We start from the raw sequence: 19,219 nt of genomic DNA, 5'->3' as shown, positions 1-19,219 counted from the left end.
CATGCTCTCCAATGCCGATGTGCTGACATCATTAGTCGCTACCATCCCAAGAACGTAAACACGTTCTAACCCGTCACCCGTCAGATCGATTCGCGCATGCCCGCCTTTATCTTTGAAGCCCTGGATGCCCAGGGCCAGACCCGCAAGGGCACCCTGGAAGCCGACAACGCCCGTGCCGCGCGCAGCCAGCTGCGCAGCCAGGCCCTGGTGCCGCTGCAGGTCGAACCCGTTGCCGCAGGCCAGGGCCGGGGCCGGACAGGTGCATCCGGATGGCTCACGCGCCCGGCCTTCAACTCCACGAGTCTGGCAGTCTGGACCCGCCAGCTCTCGGGGCTGGTCAGCTCCGGCCTGCCCATAGAGCGCGCACTGGCCGCGCTGGCCGAGGAAGCCGAGGACGAACGCCAGCATCAGCTGGTCGCCGCGCTGAGGGCCGAGGTCAATGCCGGCTCCAGCTTTGCCAGGGCGCTGGAGCAGCATCCACGCGAGTTTTCCGACATCTTCTGCGCCGTGATCGGCGCCGGCGAATCCAGCGGCAGCCTGGGCCCGGTGCTGGAGAACCTGGCCGACGACCTGGAGGCGCGTCAGGCACTGCAGTCCAAGCTCATCGGCGCCTCGCTGTATCCGGCCATCGTGACGCTGGTGGCCATCGTCATCGTGATCTTTCTGGTCAGCTATGTGGTGCCGCAGGTGGCCGGCGTGTTTGCCGGCACTAAGCGTGCGCTGCCGTTTCTCACCGTGGTCATGCTCGGCATCAGCAGCTTTGTGCGCAGCTATGGCTGGTTCATGCTGGCCGTGCTGCTGCTGGTTGCTACGGGTTTTCGGCTGGCGCTCAGGAACGAGGCGTTTCGCGAGCGCTTCGATGCCCAGTGGCTGCATCTGCCACTCATAGGCCGGCTCTCGCGCAGCTATAACGCGGCGCGCTTTGCCGGCACCCTGGCCATGCTGGCCGCAGCGGGCGTGCCCATTCTCAAGGCCTTGCAGGCCGCCGCGCAGACGCTGAACAACCGTGCCCTGCGCGCCGATGCCATGGATGCGCTGGTGCTGGTGCGCGAAGGCGCGCCACTGGCCTCGGCCCTGGCACAGAAGAAACGCTTTCCGGGCCTGGTCGCCATGTTCGCCCGACTGGGCGAGCAGACGGGCCAGCTGCCGCTGATGCTGCAGCGTGCCGCAACCCAGCTGTCCACCGAAGTCCAGCGCCGTGCCATGCACCTGGCCACGATTTTGGAGCCCCTGCTCATCGTCGTCATGGGGCTGGTGGTCATGCTCATCGTGCTGGCCGTGCTCATGCCCATCATCCAGCTCAACCAGTTCGTCAAATAGGCCAGCCGCGCCTCTAACGGTGCGGAAGCGCCCACTCCAGCTTGGCGCAATTCTTGCTTTCTTTTAGTGCATTGCGGGTTTTTCCCGCAATTTCGCACCAATAAATAGCAAATTTCAGCTGGAGCGTTTTCATGCAAGCACTAAAACAGGGCGCGGATGCCCTGTTCATTTTGATGGGCGCCGTCATGGTCCTGGCCATGCACGCCGGTTTCGCCTTTCTGGAGCTGGGCACCGTGCGCCGCAAGAACCAGGTCAATGCCCTGGTCAAGATCCTGGTCGACTTCTCGGTCTCCACCGTGGTTTATTTCGCGCTCGGCTATGGCGTGGCCTACGGCACGCACTTTTTCGTGGGCGCCGAGCAGCTGGCGGCACTCAACGGCTATGGCCTGGTCAAGTTCTTCTTTCTGCTGACCTTCGCCGCCGCCATTCCCGCCATCATCTCGGGCGGCATTGCCGAACGCGCCAAGTTCTGGCCTCAGTTGATCGCCACGGCCGTGATCGTGGGCCTGATCTACCCCTTCTTCGAGGGCATTGCCTGGAACCAGCATTTCGGCGTGCAGGCCTGGATCAAGGCACTGACCGGCGCCGAGTTCCACGACTTTGCCGGCAGCGTGGTGGTCCACGCCGTAGGCGGCTGGATCGCTCTGGGCGCCGTGCTGCTGCTGGGCCCGCGCAGCAATCGCTACCGCCAGGGCGGAGCGATTGCCGCCACACCGCCCTCCAGCATTCCCTTTCTGGCTCTGGGTGCCTGGATTCTGATCGTGGGCTGGTTCGGCTTCAATGTGATGAGTGCTCAGAACCTGGACAAGATCTCCGGCCTGGTCGCCGTGAACTCGCTGATGGCCATGGTGGGCGGCACGCTGGCCGCCCTGGCGGTGGGCAAAAACGACCCGGGCTTTGTGCACAACGGCCCGCTGGCCGGCCTGGTTGCCGTCTGCGCGGGCTCGGATCTGATGCACCCCCTGGGGGCGCTGGTCGTGGGGGCGGCCGCCGGCGCCATCTTTGTATTCATGTTCACGCTGACCCAGAACAAGTGGAAGATCGACGATGTGCTGGGCGTGTGGCCGCTGCACGGTCTGTGCGGCGCCTGGGGCGGTATCGCGGCCGGCATCTTCGGCACGCAGGCGCTGGGCGGGCTTGGTGGCGTGCACCCTCTGGCCCAGCTCATAGGCACGCTGATGGGTGTGGCCTGGGCAGCGCTCGGTGGCCTGCTGGTCTACGGCCTGCTCAAGAAAACCCTGGGACTGCGCCTGAGCCAGGAGCAGGAGTTCGACGGCGCCGATCTATCCATCCACCACATCAGTGCCACGCCCGAGCGCGAAGCCAACTGGTGAGGGCCAGGCGGCCTGCGTATCATCGGAGCTTGTCTGCACATCCGCTTCAAGCCGTACCGCCATGGCCATGACCCTGAACGACAAGCTCGTCGTCGCCATCTCCTCGCGAGCCCTTTTCGATTTCGAGGAGGAAAACCGCCTCTTCGAGGACAGCGATCCGGCCAGCTACCTGCGCCTGCAGCGCGAGCGGCTGAACGTGCCTGCCGCGCCGGGCGTGGCCTTCTCGCTGGTCAAGAAGCTGCTGGCCTTCAATACCGAGGGACAGCAGCATGTGGAGGTGGTGCTGCTCTCGCGCAACGACCCCGTCAGCGGCATGCGCGTCTTCCGCTCGGCCCAGGCCCATGGCCTGCAGTCCATACAGCGCGGCGTATTCACCCAGGGGCGCGACCCATTCGGCTATCTGCGCCCGCTGGGAGCCCAGCTGTTTCTGTCGGCGAATGCCGAGGACGTGACCCAGGCTCTGCAGCTGGGCTACCCGGCAGCCCATGTGTTCACCGACTCCATGCGCGCCAGCAGCAGCCATCCGCGCGAAGTGCGCATCGCTTTCGACGGCGATGCCGTGCTGTTTTCCGATGAGGCCGAGCGCATCTTCCAGGCCCAGGGCCTGGAGGCTTTCCAGCAGCACGAGCTGGAGAAGGCCGCCCAGCCGCTGCCCGAAGGCCCGTTCAAGCCCCTGCTGGCCGCCCTGCACCGGCTGCAGCAGGCCGATGTGGCCGGCATGCGCGTGCGCACGGCCCTGGTCACGGCGCGCAGCGCCCCGGCCCATGAACGCGCGCTCAATACGCTGATGGACTGGAAGATCGATGTCGATGAGGCCATGTTCCTCGGCGGACTGGCCAAGGGCGGGTTTCTGCGCGAGTTCGAGCCCGACTTCTTCTTCGACGACCAGACCGGCCATGTGCGCAATGCGGCCGGGCATGTTCCCTCGGGCCATGTACGCAGCGGCATTGCCCATGACAAGGCGGCGCTGCCTACGTAAAGCTTGGCAAAGTCCGGCAAGCGAATGCAAAACTTTGAAAGTGCGGCGGGCACAAGGTTGAGAATGCCGTCATGGCCCTCATCTGGACTGCTATGTCAAAAGCCAAGAACCACCCCATCGTCGCGCGCAGCAGCTCGGTCATGAAGACCGCCATGGGCGTGCTGCTGACCAGCGCCGTGCTGCTGCTGCCCACGGTGCGCGCCGAGGAAACCTCCGGCGACAAGATGGGGGAAAGACAGGGAACCCAGCTCTCCAAGGGCGAGATCAAGGCCCAGCAGCAGTTCAAGATGCTGGACTTCAATCAGGATGGCAAGCTCAGCCGCAAGGAAGTGGCCATCATCCCCAAGCTGGCCGCCGCCTTTGATGAAACCGACACCAACAAGGACGGCTTCGTCACCTATGAGGAAGTGCGCGCCTTTGCCGTCAAATACCGTGCAGCGCGTGAAAAGGCCAAGGCCGCCGAAGCCATCGCCACGGCCCCCGTAGCCAGGGACGGCGCTCACAAATCAGAAGCTGATAGCGCTGAGCCTGAAAGCAAATAAGCTATAAAGATAGCTGAAACGCTTGAATATCAAGCGCAATAAGCTCTCAAAATAGAAGCAACCGCCTTACTTGGCGTTGCCGCTGCGCTTGACCCTGGGCTCGGAATAAGTCAGCGGCTCATTGCGCGCCGTCTGCTTGTTCTGCAGCAGATCTTCCGACTTGCTGGTTTCCTGCGCCTGCTCCACCGCCTGGGCACTTGCGCGCCACATGGACTGGATGAACTCGATCAGCTGCTTGGAGATGGGCTCCTTGGGCGGCTCCTCGACCTCCTCCTTTTGCTTGACCTCCTCGGCCAGCGTCCAGTCGCGGTTCTCGGTATCAGGTGCCGAGGGCTTCTCGGGTTCGCGCACCGTGCGGCCCTCGCCGATCTTGTCAACCGACTCTGGGGCATTCACCGCATTCACGGGACGCACCGGCGCGGCGCCAGAGGCACCTGTGGAATACAAATCCGCACCCTGGGTACGCCAGGGCGTCTGTGTCCGGTCTAGAGGTGGAATTTGCATGGCTTGGCCCTCGGCAGTAAAAAGGTGCAGGCGGAAAATCAGCTATCTCGCCCTGTTATCGGCCACGCTTGAGAAAACTGTAGGATTATTTTCAATCCTATTTTGATAGCTATTAGTCTATATATATCAAGCGCCGCTGCGCAATTTGATACAAAAAAGGGCCTCGCGATGAGGCGAGGCCCTTGAAATAGTCGCACTGCGCGGCTTACAGAAAGCGCTCCAGCAGCTTGCGCGAGTGCCGGTCCAGCTTGCTGCTGTCGGGAATCCGGTATTGCACGCCATCCTGGCCCGTGATCTGCAGCCGGGTGCGACCGGCCAGCTTGCGGATGTCCTCTTCGGCCTTGAGCACCATCTGCGTCGTACCGCGATCCGTCTGCAGCTCCCAGGTGCTGGGGGTGGAAAAGCTGGAGACGTTGAGGATGCGCTCTATGGTCGGCACAAACTCCCGCACTGCCAGGTCCTGCTCGATCAGCTGGCGATGCTCGGGCTGCAGGTCGGCCATGCGGGCCACCCACAGCGCCTCCTTGCCATCGGCAGCAATCAGCGACAGCCCTTCGGTGGGAGCCGCGATGGGGAATGCGCGCACGGGAACGACTGATTCGTAGACCAGGCCATTGCCCAGGGTCAGCACCAGACGGCCGTGGGCATTGCGCACCAGTTGCATGCCGCTCAGATTGGATTGGGGAGCTTCGATCATTGGGGTTCCTTGGTCTGCAGCTTGAGGCCGGCCGCTTGCGCATCCTCTTCGGCACGGCGCGCCTGCGCGTCGTACAGACGGAAGTAATGGCCCTTGAGGTCCATCAACTCGTCGTGCGGGCCCACTTCGACGATCTCGCCACGATCCATGACCACCAGACGGTCGGCCTTGCGCAAGGTGGACAGACGGTGGGCAATGGCGATCGTGGTGCGCCCCTGCACCAGATTGTCCAGTGCCTTCTGGATTTCCTTTTCGGTTTCGGTATCCACGGCCGAGGTGGCTTCGTCGAGGATCAGGATGCGCGGATCGATCAGCAGCGCACGCGCGATGGAGATGCGCTGGCGCTCGCCACCGGACAGGCCCTGGCCGCGCTCGCCGACCAGGGAGTCATAGCCGTGGGGCAGGCGCAGGATGAACTCGTGGGCATGGGCGGCACGCGCCGCGGCCACGATTTCCTCGCGCGTGGCGTCGGGCTTGCCGTAGGCAATGTTCTCGGCAATCGTGCCGAAGAACAGGAAGGGCTCCTGCAGCACCAGGCCGATATTGCTGCGGTAGTCGGACACGGACATGCGGCGCACGTCCACGCCGTCGAGCTGGATGGAGCCCTCGGAGACGTCGTAGAAGCGGCAGATCAGATTGACCAGGGTGCTCTTGCCCGAGCCGCTGTGGCCGACCAGTCCGATCATCTCGCCGGGCTTGATCTCCAGGTTCAGATGCTTGATGACGGCGCGGCTGCCGTAGCGAAAGCCCACATCCTCCATGGTGATGGCGCCCTTGGCCTTGCCGGGCAGCTTCACGGGGTTGCTGGGCTCGGGCACATTGCTGACATGGTCGAGGATGTCGAAGATACGCTTGGCACCGGCAGCAGCCTTCTGCGTGACCGAGACAATGCGGCTCATCGAATCCAGGCGGGTATAGAAGCGGCCGATATAGGCGATGAAGGCCGTCAGCACACCGACGGTGATGGAGCCGCCGGCCACCAGATAGATGCCGAAGCCCCAGACCACGAGAATGCCGACCTCGGTCAGCAGCGTCACCGTGGGAGTGAACAGCGACCAGGTCTTGTTGACCTTGTCGTTGGCCTGCAGATTGATCAGGTTGGCGTCGGCAAAGCGGTCGGCTTCACGCTTTTCCTGGGCAAAGGCCTTGACCACGCGAATGCCGGGAATGGTGTCGGCCAGCACATTGGTCACCTCGGACCAGACACGGTCGATCTTCTCGAAGCCGGTGCGCAGGCGGTCGCGCACGGTATGAATCATCCAGGCGATGAAGGGCAGCGGCACCAGCGTGACCAGTGCCAGCCAGGGGTTGATGGAGAACAGGATGGCCGATGTCATCACGATCATCAGCACATCGGTCGCAAAATCAAGTGCGTTGAGCGACAGAAACAGATTGATGCGATCGGTTTCGGCACCGATACGCGCCATCAGATCCCCCGTGCGCTTGCTGCCGTAGTAATCCACCGACAAGTTCAGTAAGTGGTTGTAAGTGGTGGTGCGCAGATTGGAGCCTATGCGCTCGGACACCTTGGCCAGCACGAAAGTACGCCCCCAGCCCAATGCCCAGGCCAGCAGCGCCGACAGCAGCAGCATGCCCAGATAGAAGAAAACCAGATCCCGGTCGATTTTTTCACCGTTCTGGAACGGAATCAGGATCTTGTCCATCAGCGGGATGGTCAGATAAGGTGCCACCAACTGGGCCGCCGTGGTGGCCAGGGTCAGCAAGAAGCCCAGCAGCAGCTGGCCCTGATAGGGTTTGGCAAAGCGCCACAGGCGCAGCAGCACCCAGGTCGAGGTCTGAGGCGCCTGCTGGCGTGCGCAGGCCGGGCATTCTTCGGTATCGGGCGGCAGCACCGAGTGGCAGACCGGGCAATGCGCCACATTCTCTTCGCTGACCGCGCTGTAGGCCTCCTGACGGGCGATGCGCTCGCGCTGGCGGTCGAACTGCTGCATCAGCTGCAGCATGGCCGTCTGGTGCTTCAGGGTGATGAGCCAGTGCGCCAGACGCTCGCGAGGGTCATGCAGTTCCAGATTTCCCACACCGCCATGATCCTGCAGGCGCAGGCTTTGATCTACCGCCAGAGCCCATTCACGCCACTGCTGGGTCTTGGGATCGCAGGCCAGCAGACGCTCCTGGGTCAGGGCCAGCAGGCCGCTGCCGAACTGCAAATCCGCACTCAGGTCAACCGGGACGACGGCTAATACGTTTTCATGTTCAGCGAGTCTGGCTCGCAGCTCGCCCCCCAGGGGGCCGGCAAAGACTGCCGAGGCGTCCACAGTATGGTGATGTTGCATGTTGAGTTATTTTTCTCCGCCGATGGCGGCTCCAAGAGTCATGCGGGCAACCGCATCGGCATGGTGAATATGGCTGCGCCTGACGTCCGATACACCCTGGTTAACGCGCGAACCTGCATTTAGGCTGACAAGCTTCACAATGCAGATTCTGGGCGCACAATGCCAACCTATCAGGGGCAGGAGTTTAAGAAAACCTGCTCTCCTCATTCCTATCCGCTGATCAACATGGCGAAATTCAACGACATCCAACTCTTGCGCACAACTTTCCTGCGTGGCCCCAGTGTCTGGACCTACCGCCCGGTACTGGAGGTCTGGCTGGATCTGGGAGAGCTGGAAGACTATCCGTCCAACAAGATTCCCGGCCTCAACGAGCGCCTGACCAGTTGGCTGCCCGACCTGATCGAGCACACCTGCGGCGTCGGCGAGCGCGGTGGCTTCATCCAGCGCCTGGAAGGCGGCACCTGGATGGGTCATGTGTTGGAGCATGTAATCATCGAGCTGCTGAACCTGGCCGGCATGCCCGCCGAGTTCGGTCAGACCCGCGAAATTTCCAGGCGCGGCGTGTACCGCATGGTGTTCCGCTGCCCCGAAGAGGCAGTGGCCCGCGTGGCGCTGGAATACGGGCACAAGCTGCTGATGGCGGCCATCAATGACGAGCCGTTCGACCTCAAGCCCGCCGTGCATGCCATCAAGACGGCCATCAACGACCGCTACCTGGGCCCCTCGACCGGCTGCATCGTCGATGCCGCCAGCGAGCGCCGCATCCCCCATATCCGCCTGAACGACGGCAATCTGGTGCAGCTCGGTTATGGCGCGGCGCAGCGCCGCATCTGGACGGCAGAGTCCGACCAGACCAGCGCCATCGCCGAAGGCATTGCCCAGGACAAGGACTTCACCAAGCGCCTGCTGGCCGCCTGCGGCGTGCCCGTGCCCGAAGGCCAGATCGTGGAATCGCCCGAAGAGGCCTGGGAAGTGGCGCAGGACATCGGCTTTCCCGTGACCGTCAAGCCCTCGGACGGCAACCATGCCCGTGGCGTGACCCTGGAGCTGTCCAAGGAAGCGGACATCAAGGCCGCGTTTGCACTGGCGCAGCCCGAAGGCTCGGACGTGATCGTCGAAAAATTCATCGACGGCGTGGAACACCGCCTGCTGGTCGTGGGCGGCAAGGTGGTGGCAGCGACCAAGGGCGAGACGGTTTCCGTCTACGGCAACGGCAATGCCACGCTTCGCGAGCTGGTGGAAGTGCTCAACCAGGACCCGCGCCGCGGTCCCGAGCAGGAATACCCGCTGGACTGGATCAATCTGGAAGCCGGTGCCGTCAAACTGGAACTCAATCGCCAGCATGTGACGCCTGACAGCGTGATTCCCCAGGGCCAGAGCGTGCTGCTGCAGCGCAACGGCAATATGGCCATCGACTGCCTGGACGACGTGCACCCCGACGTGGCTTACTACGCCGTGCTGGCCGCCAAGATCGTCGGCCTGGACATTGCCGGCATGGACATGATCCTCAAGGATGTCTCCAAGCCCATGCAGGGCCAGGGAGCGATTCTGGAAGTCAACGCCGGCCCCGGCCTGCTGATGCACCTCAAGCCCACCAGCGGCGCACCGCGCCCCGTGGGCATGGCCATTGCCGACCACCTCTTCCCCCGCGAAGACGGTGCCGGCGCCGGTCGCATCCCCGTGGTCGGCATTGTGGGCACACGCAACAACGCCTTCATCTCGCGCCTGGTCGGCTGGCTGCTGCAGCTGTCGGGCAAGCTGACCGGCGTGGCCAGCGGCGAAGGCATGTTCCTCGCCAATCGCCAGACACAAAAGACCAATACTGCCAATTGGGCCGGCGCCCATCGTCTGCTGACCAACCGTCTGGCCGAAGCCGCCGTCATCCAGACCACGGCCCGCTCCATTTTGGAAGAAGGTCTGGCCTATGACCGCTGCCTGGTCGGCGTGGTCACCGACATGGACGGCTACGAGCAACTGGCCGATCACGATGTGCTGGAGCCCGGCCAGATGCGCCGCGTGATGCGCACCCAGATCGACGTGGTGCTGGACGAAGGTGCGGGCGTGCTCAACGCCGACCTGCCCGAAGTGGCTGATCTGGCCGAGCTCTGCGACGGCGAAGTCATTCTCTACGCCACTGGCGCCGACAATGAATTTGTCGCCGCCCACCGCGCCAACACCGAAGCCCGTCACGAAGGCGGCCGTGCCGTCTTCATCAAGGGCAGCAACGTGGTGCTGGCCACCGGCACCCAGGAACGCGTGCTGGGCACGCTGGAGGCGCTGTCCCTGGCCGGCAGCAAGCGCCCCGACACCAGCGCTCTGCTGGCTGCGATTGCCACCGCCTGGGCCCTGGACATCACGCCCGAGCTGATCGGTGCCGGCATCAAGACCTTTGAATACCAGGCCTGATCGCCTCATAAACGCTTCAAAAGATATAGCTGCTGACGCTTACCAGGCTTATCAGATAGGCGTCAGACCAAGAAATAGCTTGAAATCCAGCTGAAAGAAACACTATGCAGATCACTCGCACCCGAGCCTTGCGCGGCCCCAACCTCTGGACCCGCAGCACCGCCATCGAAGCCATCGTGCACTGCGAAGACAGCGAGCTGCTGTACACCGCCATGCCCGGCTTTGAGGAAAAGCTGCGTGCGCGTTTCCCCACCATCGGCACGCTGCAGCCGCATGGCGCAGACCAGCGCCTGTCGCTGGCCCATGTGCTGGAAGTTGCCGCCCTGTCGCTGCAGGCCCAGGCAGGCTGCCCCGTCACCTTCAGCCGCACCCATGAGACCGTGGACCACGGCACTTTCCAGGTGGTGGTCGAGTACACCGAGGAATCCGTGGGCAAGCTGGCCATGGAGCGCGCCGAAGCCCTGATTCAGGCCGCACTGAAGGACACCGCCTTCGATGCCGACGCAACGATTGCCGAGCTGCGCGAGCTGGACGAGGACGACCGTATCGGCCCCTCGACCGGCGCCATCGTCGATGCCGCCGTAGCGCGCGGCATTCCCTTCCGTCGCCTGACCACCGGCTCGCTGGTACAGCTGGGCTGGGGCTCGCGCGCCCGCCGTTTTCAGGCCGCCGAGCTGGACTCCACCAGCGCCGTGGCCGAATCCATTGCGCAGGACAAGGATCTGACCAAGCGCCTGCTGCATGCAGCCGGTGTGCCCGTGCCAATGGGCCGCCCCGTCACCGACGTGGAAGACGCCTGGGCCGTGGCCCAGGAAGTGGGACTGCCGGTGGTGGTCAAACCCCAGGACGGCAACCAGGGCAAGGGCGTGGTGGTGAACATCACCACCCGCGAAGGTCTGGAAGCCGCCTTCAAGACCGCCAGCGAATTTGGCGACGAGATCCTCGTCGAGCGCTTTTTGCCCGGCCATGACTTCCGCATGCTGGTCGTCGGCGGCCAGTTGGTGGCAGCCGCCCGCCGCGAGCCGCCCCAGGTGCTGGGCGACGGCCAGCACACCATCCGCGAGCTGGTGAACATCGTCAACCAGGACCCCCGCCGCGGCTCCGGCCACGGCACGGCATTGACCAAGGTGCGCCTGGACGATATCGCCATCGCCCGCATTGCCAGCGAAGGCCTGACCCCCGACAGCGTGCCCGCCCAGGGTCAGCGCGTGGTGCTGCGCAACAACGCCAATCTGTCCACCGGCGGCAGCGCCACCGACGTGACCGATGATGTGCACCCCGAAATCGCCGCCCGCGCCATCGAGGCCGCACAGACCATCGGTCTGCATATCTGCGGTGTGGACGTGGTCTGCGAAACCATGCTCAAGCCCCTGGAAGAGCAAAGTGGCGGCATTGTCGAAGTCAACGCCGCTCCCGGCCTGCGCATGCACCTGGCGCCCTCCTTCGGCCGTCCCCGCAATGTGGGCGTGCCCATGGTGGACGAGCTGTTCGCACCCGGCGACGACGGCCGCATCCCCCTGGTCGCCGTCACCGGCACCAACGGCAAGACCACGACCACGCGCGTGATCGCCCATCTGTTCACCTCGCATGGCTGGCGCACCGCCATGACCAACACCGATGGCGTGTATGTCAACGGTCGCCAGATCGACAGCGGCGACTGCTCCGGCCCCAAGAGTGCGCGCAACGCCCTGGCCCACCCCGAGACCGATGCGGCCGTGCTGGAATGCGCACGCGGCGGCATCTTGCGTGAAGGCCTGGGCTTTGACCGCTGCCAGGTCGCCGTGGTCACCAATGTGGGCGAAGGCGACCACCTGGGCCTGAACTTCATCACCACCAAGGAAGATGTCGGCGTTCTCAAGCGCGTCATCGTGCAGAACGTGGCTCCCACGGGCTATGCCGTGCTCAATGCTGCCGATCCGTTGGTCGCGGCCATGGCCCATGTCTGCCCCGGCAAGGTCATCTTCTTTGCCGCCGACCGCCATCACCCCGTCATGGCCACACACCGTGCCCAGGGCAGCCGCGTGGTCTATGTCGATGGCGACGCCATCGTGGCTGCGGAAGGCTCCTGGCGCGAGAGCATCGCGCTGCGCGACATTCCGCTGACCCGCAACGGCACCATCACCTTCCAGGTGGAAAACGTCATGGCATCCATCGGCGCCGCATGGGCCGCAGGCCTGCCCTGGCAGACCATCCGCCGCGGTCTGGCGGGCTTTCTCAACGACAGCGACAACGCCCCTGCCCGCTTCAATGTGATGGATTACAAGGGCGCCACCATCATTGCCGACTACGGCCACAACCCCGACGCCATTCGCGCGCTGTCCCAGGCCGTGGAAGCCATGCCCGCCAAGCGCCGCAGCGTGGTGATCTCGGGCGCCGGCGACCGCCGCGACCAGGACATCACCGAGCAGACCCAGATTCTGGGCAAGGTGTTCGACGATGTGGTGCTCTATCAGGACGCCTGCCAACGTGGCCGCGTGGATGGCGAAGTGCTGGCCCTGCTGAAAAAGGGCCTGGAAGGCGCGCCGCGCACCAGCTACAGCACAGAGATCCATGGCGAGTTCCTGGCCATCGACCACGCACTGGAGCGCCTGCAGCCCGGCGACCTGTGCCTGGTGCTGGTGGACCAGGTGGAGGAAGCTCTGGAGCACCTGCGCAAACACGTTGCAGGGCAGTAACCCCTTAGCGGCCCCCTGAGGCGCTGACGCGCCTTCCCCCTCACGAGGGGGACGACAGCCTCGCTGGGGCAGCCCTCGCTGGGGCAGCCCTTGCTGCGCGGCGGTGCTTGCTTGCTGTCTCTCACATAGGACGTGACAGTTTTTCGGACCCGGCCTTGCGCCGGGTTTTGTATTTGAAGTCACAGCACTTTGCACCTGCGCCAGGGCTTGTGCGGCGGTTTTCACGCATGGTCTGAGACAGCAGACGACGTATGATGCGGACGCATATTCGCACCGCCCGACTCATGACCTTGCAACAGCTTCGCCGCATTGCCACCTGCCTGCTGGGCCGGTGCGTGCTGGCATGGCTGGCACTGTCCATGGGAGTGGCGGCTGCCGCGCCGCTGATCCAGTCGCAGGGGTTTGAGCTGATCTGCACCAGCACCGGCGCGGTCAAGCTGATCGTCAAGGGCGAAGACGGCGGCAGCGTTCTGGGTGCGGGTCACCTCGATTGCCCCATGTGCCTGCCCCATGCAGCACCGCCTCCGCCCGCGCTGCAACTGCCGCCTCCTACCGAGTCTCCGCTGTGGCATGCGCTGCAGCCCGTGCAGCGCGCACGCATCGCCTCCCTCACCGCCGCGCCCCTGCCGGCACGCGGGCCGCCTCCCGCTTACCTCTGAACCATTTCGGGCTCCAGCGCAGCTCCGATCTGCGCTGGCCGCTATCAGATTCATAGGGACGACTACGTCCCAAGGTAAGCATTCATGAAACAGATTTTTCTGCCACTGGTGGTCAGTGGTATCGCATGGCCGTGCCTGGCACAGACTTCAACCGACTCCGCCGACCTGCCTGAGCGCTCCAAGACCCTGGGCGTGGTCACCGTCAACGGCGGCCAGCCCAGCTCGCTGCCCACGCAGATTCCGACCACCATCGAAGGCATCACGCGCGAGGAGATAGAGGCCCGCATCAACGCCACCGACAGCGAGGACGCGCTCAAATATCTGCCCAGTCTGCTGGTGCGCAAGCGCTATATCGGCGACTACAACCACGCCATACTCTCCACGCGGGCTTCGGGCACGGGCAATAGCGCGCGCTCGGCCGTCTATGCCGACGGCATTCTGCTGTCCAACTATCTGGGCAATGGCATTGCCAACGGCAGCAACTATGCGCCGCGCTGGGGCCTGGTGACGCCCGAGGAGATCGAACGCGTCGATGTCATGTACGGCCCGTTCTCGGCTGCCTACCCCGGCAACTCCGCCGGTGCCGTGGTGGACTATGTGACGCGCATGCCCGACAAGCTCGAAGCCCATGTGGCCGCCGGCTATGCCCACCAGAGTGCCGACGTGCTGGGCAGCAGCGGCAATTACCGCAGCTGGAATACCAGCGCTTCCATCGGCAGCAAAAGCGCAGGCTGGTCGTACTGGATCAACCTCAGCCGCAGCGACAGCCAGGGCCAGCCCATGACCTTCCCCACCGTGCTGCAGTCCGCCGGCGTGGCGGGCGGCGGCGGCACGCCCGTGACCGGGGCGATTGCCGGAGTCAACACCACCAATCAGCCCTGGTACATCCTGGGCGCGGGCACGCAGTACCGCACCCGGCAGGATCACGCCAAGATCAAGCTGGCCTATGACATCACGCCCACGCTGCGCGCCAGCTACACGCTGGGCTGGTGGCAGAACAGCGCCAGAGGAAGCTCCGAGACCTATCTGCGCGGGCCGGACGGCCAGCCGGTCTACAGCGGCAACATCCATATCGACGGCAAGACCTACAAGCTGGCCGACACCGCCTTCGGACTGAGCCAGGACCAGCAGACCCACACCATGCATGGCGTCTCGCTCAAAAGCCGTGCCCAGGGCGAGTTTGACTGGGAGCTCAGCGCCAGCCTCTATGACTACGGCAAGGATCAGCAGCGCGTGCCCACCATTGCCCAGCCGGCCGCCAACCTGGGCGGCAAGGGCACGCTGCAGGATCAGGACGGCACGGGCTGGAACACGCTGGCCGCCAAGGGCACATGGCGACAGAACGACATACTGGGCCTGCAGGGCACACATATCGTGGACTTCGGCCTGGGCCGCGATGCCTACAAGCTCAACATCAGCAAATACAACGTGGTTGGCGACTGGCAGTCCGGCGGAGCCAACGAGCAGTCCATCGTCAGCCAGGTCGGCGGCAGGGCCGAGACCCGCTATGCCTGGGCACAGGACAGCTGGCAGCTGGCCAGGGACTGGAAGGCCGTGCTGGGTCTGCGCTGGGAGGACTGGACGGCCACCCAAGGCCATACCGCCACGGCCAGCAGCCAGCTGAGTTACGCCCAGCGCAGCGAATCGCATTTTTCGCCCAAGGCCGCGCTGGCCTACCAACTGGCCCGCAGCACCACGCTCAAGGCATCGCTGGGCCGGGCCGTGCGCTTTCCCACCGTGGGCGAGCTGTATGGCGCGACCTCTGGCGGGGCGCTGTCCTTCATCAATGACCCGAATCTGAAACCCGAAAAATCCTGGACGGGCGAGCTGACGGCCGAGCAAGACCTGGGTAACGGCCTACTGCGCGCCACCTGGTTCCACGAGCGCACACGCGATGCGCTCTACAGCCAGCTGATTGCCGGCACCACCATCTCTGCGGTGCAGAACGTGGATCAGGTCAGGACCTCGGGGCTGGAGCTGGCTTACTCGGCGCAGTCGGTGTGGATTCGCGGGCTGGATCTGGGCGGCAGCCTGACCTGGGCCAATTCGCGCATCACGGCCAATGCCGTCAACCCGGCCAGCGTCGGCAAATGGCAGCCGCGCGTGCCGCGCTGGCGCGCCACGGCCTGGGCCACCTACAAGCCCGATGAACGCTGGGCCTTGACCGTGGCGGCGCGCTACAGCGGGCGCCAGTACTCGAATCTGGACAACAGCGATGTGCATGCCGACACCTATATGGGTGCCAGCCAGTATTTCAGCGTCGATCTGCGGGCCCGCTATCAGATCGACAAGCAGTTGTCAGCGGCCTTCGGCATAGACAACGCCAACAATGCCAAGTACTGGAACTTCCATCCCTATCCGCAGAGAACTTTTAGCGCCACCCTGCGCTGGGATCTCTGAACGCCGGCGGCTCTAGGCCAGTCTGGCCACCAGGCCATGGGTCTTGCGCATCCTGAAAGTGCCCAGACACGCCAGCAGCGCCAGGGCCAGGCCCAGCACGCAGGCACCTTGCCAGCCGTCAATGCGCCAGGCGAGAGTCCCCAGCGCCGAGCCCGCCGCCGCGCCCGTGAAATAGCCCGTCATATAGACGGCATTCATGCGCCCGCGCGCTGCGGGCAGCAACTGGGCCACCGTGGCCTGGTTGGTGATGTTCAGGCATTGCAGGCCCAGATCGATCACCACCATGCCCAGCACGAACCAGCCCAGATGCGCTCCGCCCACCCACAGCAGGGGCCAGGACAGCAGCAGGGCCAGCGCCCCGATGGCGCAGCTCACGCGGCCAAGGCCCTTGTCCACCAGCCGCCCCGCCTGAGTGGCCACCAGGGCTCCCGCCGCGCCGGCCAGACCGATCAAGCCGATCTGCCCGTCATCCAGGCCCAGGGGGCCGCTGGACAACTGCAGCGCCATGGTCGAGAACAGCACGCTGACCGAGGCGAACGCCAGCGCGCTGACCAGCGTACGCTGGCGCAGACCCGGCTGGCTGCGCAGCAGATGCCACATGCTTCTGAGCACCTGTGGATAACTGACAGGACTGGGGTTGCGCGATGCCGGCAGCGCCTTCCACAGCCACAGCGCCACCACGGCCATCACCAGCGCAGCGCCCTGGTAGACGGCCTGCCAGCCCCAGGCCTCCGAGACCATGCCGGCCACGCTGCGCGCCAGCAAGATGCCCAGCAGCAGACCGCTCATGACCCAGCCCACGGCCCGCCCGCTTTGCCCTGGCTGGGCCAGGGCCGCCGCCATGGGCACCAGCACCTGGGCTGCAACCGAGAACAGACCGGCCATCAGCGTGCCCAGCAGGAACAGATCGAACTGGCCCGCCAGGCCGCACAGCGCCTGCCCCAGGGCAGCCAGCAGCATCAGGCTCACGGCCAGGCCGCGGCGCTGCAGCTTGTCGCCCAGCGGCGCCAGCAGCAAAAGGCCTGCCGCATAGGCCACCTGGGCCAGCGTCACACTCGTCGCGGCCGCCGACTCGCTGACCGAGAAATGACCGGCAATCGAGTGCAGCAGCGGCTGATTGAAATAGTTGCCGCCCGCGCACAGGCCACAGGCCAGTGCCATCAACAACAGGGAGGAAGCGCTCAGACCGGGCGCGGAAACGTTCACCGACATAGATAACGGCCACATCCGGCGGATGCGGCACTTGCATGGAGCCACCGCCCGAGGGGCCGTCGCAGATCAAAGAGGGAGTTCGGAAGTCCGGCGTGCGTTGTGTCATGCCTGTGGCGGCGTCTCAGCGGCCGGTGCCCGCCAGCAGGCCGGGGCAAACCGTGATGCAATACAGAAAGTTCTGCAGCAGCAGGTATTGTCCTAAGGCCGGCTGCCAATCCCTTGCCCGGGACTCAATGCCCTGTTAAAAGCCAAGGGTTAACCCTTAACTCACCGTATGCGCACCACCATGAAATTGCTCTCTGCCGCTCTGGCCGTTGCGGCCGCCACCGTAGGAACCATGGCCTTTGTCGGCATGAGCCATGCCGAACAGATCGGAGCCGTGGACACCGTCTTCAAGTGGATTGGCCCGGATCACAAGATCGTGGTCGATGCCTATGACGACCCCAAGGTGCCGGGTGTGACCTGCTATGTCTCGCGTGCCAAGACCGGCGGCATCAAGGGCGGCCTGGGTCTGGCCGAGGATCGCTCGGAGGCGTCGATTGCCTGCCAGGCCACGGGCAATATCCAGTTCCCCGCGCCGCTCAGGCAGCAGGAAGAAGTGTTCACCGAGCGCACCTCGCTGCTGTTCAAGCGCCTGCGTGTGGTGCGCATGGTGGATGCCAAGCGCAATGCCCTGATCTATATGACCTACTCGGACCGGGTGATCGAGGGCTCGCCCCAGAACAGCGTCACCGCCGTGGCCGTGCCGCAGGGAACGGCTATCCCGCTGAAATGAAAATCAGAGCAGGCTGTGCTTGTGCAGCCTGCGTTTGAGGCAGTTTTTACTGAGCGCCAGGCCCCGCAACCTACTGACTGAAAGTCAGGCCGCCCGCGTCCAGCGCCGGCGGACGCAGCAGATCCTCGTTCACGCCCATGGCCTGGCTGGCGCGCTCCACGGCCTGCCAGAGTCCGGCAGGCATCTGCAAAATGGCCTCGGGGGACTGCGCATCGTCGATCCAGTGGCTGATCTGCAGATGCTGTTCGTGAGTGAGCAGGTCCAGGTGCAGCATTTCATCGATGGTTTTCATGGTGTTCCTCCCTGCTTGTGAAAGCCGGTGTCGCGCAGCGCGCGCCCGACTTGTCTACCCAATATAGGGGCAAAAACCGGTGTCGCAAGCAAATCATTGTTAAGAAAACCATAGCTGCCGACGTCTGTCATTCAGGCGCTACAGCGTGTTTGACATTGGAGGGATCCGAGAGCTCGCTCAGCGCCGGCTCGCTGGCCTTGCAGGCATCGACAAAGGCCTGCAGTGCGGGCGAGCGGCGCTTTCCGGCGCGCTGCACCAGAGAGAAGTTGCGCCACATGCGCGGCAAGGTGGTGGGCAGAATTTCCAGCGCCCGGGCCTGCAACTGTGACTGCACCAGCACGCGCGACAGACAGCTGATGCCCAGCCCCTGCTCGACACAGCGCGCAATCGCCTCGGAGCTGCCCAGCGTGGCGGTTGCAGGCAGCTGGTGCAGATGCGGCAGCAGCGCATGCTCGACCATCTCGCGCGTGCCCGAGCCCGCCTCGCGCAGCAGCCATGCCGCCTTGCGCAGCGCTGCCACGCCCAGCGGCTTGCTGCGCGCCAGCTCGGCCAGCGGATCCTGCGGCGATGCCACGATGACCAATTCATCGCGCAGCCAGGGCTCGACCTCCAGCCCCTGCCAGTGGCTGCTGCCCTCGATCAGGCCCATGTCGACCTCCATGGCCTGCACGGCTTCGCCCACTTCCTGGGTATTGGCGATCTGCAGGTCCACGCGCACCAGCGGATGCGAGCGTGCCAGCCGCGCCAGCACTTCGGGCAGCGCATAGGTGCCGATGGTGGTACTGGCCGCCACGCGCAGGCGCACCGGCATATTGGCCGCACGCGCGGAAAACGTCTGCTCTATGCCTCTGGCCTGCTCCAGCACGCTCAGGGCCTGGGGCAGCAGCGCACGGCCTGCATCGTTGAGCACCAGACGCTTGCCCACGCGCTCGAACAACTGCACGCCCAGGCCTTGCTCCAGTTGCTGCAGCGCGGCACTGGTGGCCGACTGCGAAAGCGCTACGGCCTCTGCGGCAGCCACCGTGGTCCCGCTTTGGGCCACGGCGCAGAAGATCTCGAACTGACGCAAGGTGAGGTGCAGCATGACGATGATTCTTGTATTCGTATCGATGACAACAGGCTCGCCAGGA

General features: G+C 64.5%; 15 protein-coding genes. 9 read left to right on the top strand and 6 right to left on the bottom strand.

Translation table 11 applies throughout. The features are described from left to right. Positions 1 to 96: 96 nt before the first annotated feature. The 4 genes from gspF (at position 97) to P353_RS00815 (ending at position 4,175) form a co-directional block, all read left to right on the top strand. Positions 97 to 1,320 (top strand): type II secretion system inner membrane protein GspF, encoded by a 1,224-nt coding sequence (gene gspF / locus P353_RS00830; protein ID WP_034364293.1) that lies wholly within the window; start codon positions 97 to 99, stop codon positions 1,318 to 1,320. A gap of 131 nt (positions 1,321 to 1,451) precedes the next feature. Next, positions 1,452 to 2,654 (top strand): ammonium transporter, encoded by a 1,203-nt coding sequence (locus P353_RS00825; RefSeq protein WP_034364290.1) that lies wholly within the window; start codon positions 1,452 to 1,454, stop codon positions 2,652 to 2,654. A gap of 61 nt (positions 2,655 to 2,715) precedes the next feature. Beyond that, a complete protein-coding gene (locus P353_RS00820) occupies positions 2,716 to 3,633 on the top strand; it encodes a 5'-nucleotidase (RefSeq protein ID WP_034364288.1) in 918 nt (305 codons plus the stop codon). Between the two features lie 71 nt (positions 3,634 to 3,704). After that, positions 3,705 to 4,175, top strand: coding sequence for an EF-hand domain-containing protein (locus tag P353_RS00815; RefSeq protein ID WP_052084624.1), 471 nt, complete (start codon positions 3,705 to 3,707; stop codon positions 4,173 to 4,175). Positions 4,176 to 4,241: 66 nt separating this feature from the next. Here the strand turns inward: P353_RS00815 and P353_RS00810 are convergent, their stop codons facing one another. From P353_RS00810 to P353_RS00800, 3 genes are all read right to left on the bottom strand, one after another. Next, positions 4,242 to 4,679 carry a hypothetical protein gene (locus P353_RS00810; RefSeq protein WP_003058834.1) on the bottom strand — a complete coding sequence of 146 codons (438 nt, stop codon included), beginning with the start codon at positions 4,677 to 4,679 and terminating at the stop codon, positions 4,242 to 4,244. A gap of 205 nt (positions 4,680 to 4,884) precedes the next feature. Continuing rightward, positions 4,885 to 5,376, bottom strand: a complete 492-nt coding sequence (locus P353_RS00805; RefSeq protein WP_034364286.1) for a DUF1854 domain-containing protein — start codon at positions 5,374 to 5,376, stop codon at positions 4,885 to 4,887. Continuing rightward, positions 5,373 to 7,670, bottom strand: coding sequence for an ABC transporter ATP-binding protein (locus P353_RS00800; protein WP_034364284.1), 2,298 nt, complete (start codon positions 7,668 to 7,670; stop codon positions 5,373 to 5,375). The genes P353_RS00805 and P353_RS00800 overlap by 4 nt, the downstream gene beginning before the upstream one ends. A gap of 225 nt (positions 7,671 to 7,895) precedes the next feature. On the opposite strand from P353_RS00800, the gene cphA (P353_RS00795) reads away from it, so the two are divergent. From cphA (P353_RS00795) to P353_RS00780, 4 genes are all read left to right on the top strand, one after another. Continuing rightward, positions 7,896 to 10,076: a cyanophycin synthetase gene (cphA, locus tag P353_RS00795; RefSeq protein WP_034365367.1), complete on the top strand. Its 2,181-nt coding sequence runs from the start codon at positions 7,896 to 7,898 to the stop codon at positions 10,074 to 10,076. A gap of 104 nt (positions 10,077 to 10,180) precedes the next feature. Next, on the top strand, positions 10,181 to 12,751 hold the full coding sequence (gene cphA / locus P353_RS00790; protein WP_034364282.1) for a cyanophycin synthetase: 2,571 nt from the start codon (positions 10,181 to 10,183) through the stop codon (positions 12,749 to 12,751). Between the two features lie 284 nt (positions 12,752 to 13,035). Next, complete coding sequence (locus P353_RS00785) at positions 13,036 to 13,410, top strand: DUF2946 family protein (RefSeq protein ID WP_034364280.1); 375 nt, start codon at positions 13,036 to 13,038, stop codon at positions 13,408 to 13,410. An 84-nt stretch (positions 13,411 to 13,494) separates the two neighbouring features. Beyond that, complete coding sequence (locus P353_RS00780) at positions 13,495 to 15,810, top strand: TonB-dependent receptor (RefSeq protein WP_034364278.1); 2,316 nt, start codon at positions 13,495 to 13,497, stop codon at positions 15,808 to 15,810. Positions 15,811 to 15,822: 12 nt separating this feature from the next. Here P353_RS00780 and P353_RS00775 read toward each other — a convergent pair whose 3' ends face one another. Further along, positions 15,823 to 17,022 (bottom strand): MFS transporter, encoded by a 1,200-nt coding sequence (locus P353_RS00775; protein ID WP_034364277.1) that lies wholly within the window; start codon positions 17,020 to 17,022, stop codon positions 15,823 to 15,825. A gap of 274 nt (positions 17,023 to 17,296) precedes the next feature. On the opposite strand from P353_RS00775, the gene P353_RS00770 reads away from it, so the two are divergent. Continuing rightward, on the top strand, positions 17,297 to 17,797 hold the full coding sequence (locus P353_RS00770; protein ID WP_034357315.1) for a CreA family protein: 501 nt from the start codon (positions 17,297 to 17,299) through the stop codon (positions 17,795 to 17,797). Positions 17,798 to 17,867: 70 nt separating this feature from the next. Here the strand turns inward: P353_RS00770 and P353_RS00765 are convergent, their stop codons facing one another. Both P353_RS00765 and P353_RS00760 read right to left on the bottom strand, forming a co-directional pair. Beyond that, the gene (locus P353_RS00765) at positions 17,868 to 18,089 is read right to left on the bottom strand and encodes a hypothetical protein (RefSeq protein WP_003058848.1); all 222 of its coding nucleotides are present in this window, start codon (positions 18,087 to 18,089) and stop codon (positions 17,868 to 17,870) included. Positions 18,090 to 18,216: 127 nt separating this feature from the next. Then, complete coding sequence (locus P353_RS00760) at positions 18,217 to 19,173, bottom strand: LysR family transcriptional regulator (protein ID WP_034364275.1); 957 nt, start codon at positions 19,171 to 19,173, stop codon at positions 18,217 to 18,219. Between the last annotated feature and the right edge of the window lie 46 nt (positions 19,174 to 19,219).

The organism is Comamonas testosteroni (assembly GCF_000761245.1).
Classification (GTDB): domain Bacteria; phylum Pseudomonadota; class Gammaproteobacteria; order Burkholderiales; family Burkholderiaceae_C; genus Comamonas; species Comamonas testosteroni_C.
The sequence above is the reverse complement of the archived record's forward strand: the minus strand, read 5'-3'. Positions and strand labels throughout refer to the sequence as shown.

What these genes read in the sequence shown, in the direction of transcription:
- P353_RS00815 (WP_052084624.1), top strand. Translation starts at nt 3,705, where the DNA reads ATGGCCCTCATCTGGACTGCTATGTCAAAAGCCAAGAACCACCCCATC.
- P353_RS00800 (WP_034364284.1), bottom strand. Translation starts at nt 7,670, where the DNA reads ATGCAACATCACCATACTGTGGACGCCTCGGCAGTCTTTGCCGGCCCC.
- P353_RS00785 (WP_034364280.1), top strand. Translation starts at nt 13,036, where the DNA reads ATGACCTTGCAACAGCTTCGCCGCATTGCCACCTGCCTGCTGGGCCGG.
- P353_RS00805 (WP_034364286.1), bottom strand. Translation starts at nt 5,376, where the DNA reads ATGATCGAAGCTCCCCAATCCAATCTGAGCGGCATGCAACTGGTGCGC.
- P353_RS00765 (WP_003058848.1), bottom strand. Translation starts at nt 18,089, where the DNA reads ATGAAAACCATCGATGAAATGCTGCACCTGGACCTGCTCACTCACGAA.
- P353_RS00775 (WP_034364277.1), bottom strand. Translation starts at nt 17,022, where the DNA reads ATGTCGGTGAACGTTTCCGCGCCCGGTCTGAGCGCTTCCTCCCTGTTG.
- P353_RS00780 (WP_034364278.1), top strand. Translation starts at nt 13,495, where the DNA reads ATGAAACAGATTTTTCTGCCACTGGTGGTCAGTGGTATCGCATGGCCG.
- cphA (WP_034365367.1), top strand. Translation starts at nt 7,896, where the DNA reads ATGGCGAAATTCAACGACATCCAACTCTTGCGCACAACTTTCCTGCGT.
- P353_RS00825 (WP_034364290.1), top strand. Translation starts at nt 1,452, where the DNA reads ATGCAAGCACTAAAACAGGGCGCGGATGCCCTGTTCATTTTGATGGGC.
- P353_RS00820 (WP_034364288.1), top strand. Translation starts at nt 2,716, where the DNA reads ATGGCCATGACCCTGAACGACAAGCTCGTCGTCGCCATCTCCTCGCGA.
- P353_RS00770 (WP_034357315.1), top strand. Translation starts at nt 17,297, where the DNA reads ATGCGCACCACCATGAAATTGCTCTCTGCCGCTCTGGCCGTTGCGGCC.
- P353_RS00810 (WP_003058834.1), bottom strand. Translation starts at nt 4,679, where the DNA reads ATGCAAATTCCACCTCTAGACCGGACACAGACGCCCTGGCGTACCCAG.
- gspF (WP_034364293.1), top strand. Translation starts at nt 97, where the DNA reads ATGCCCGCCTTTATCTTTGAAGCCCTGGATGCCCAGGGCCAGACCCGC.
- cphA (WP_034364282.1), top strand. Translation starts at nt 10,181, where the DNA reads ATGCAGATCACTCGCACCCGAGCCTTGCGCGGCCCCAACCTCTGGACC.
- P353_RS00760 (WP_034364275.1), bottom strand. Translation starts at nt 19,173, where the DNA reads ATGCTGCACCTCACCTTGCGTCAGTTCGAGATCTTCTGCGCCGTGGCC.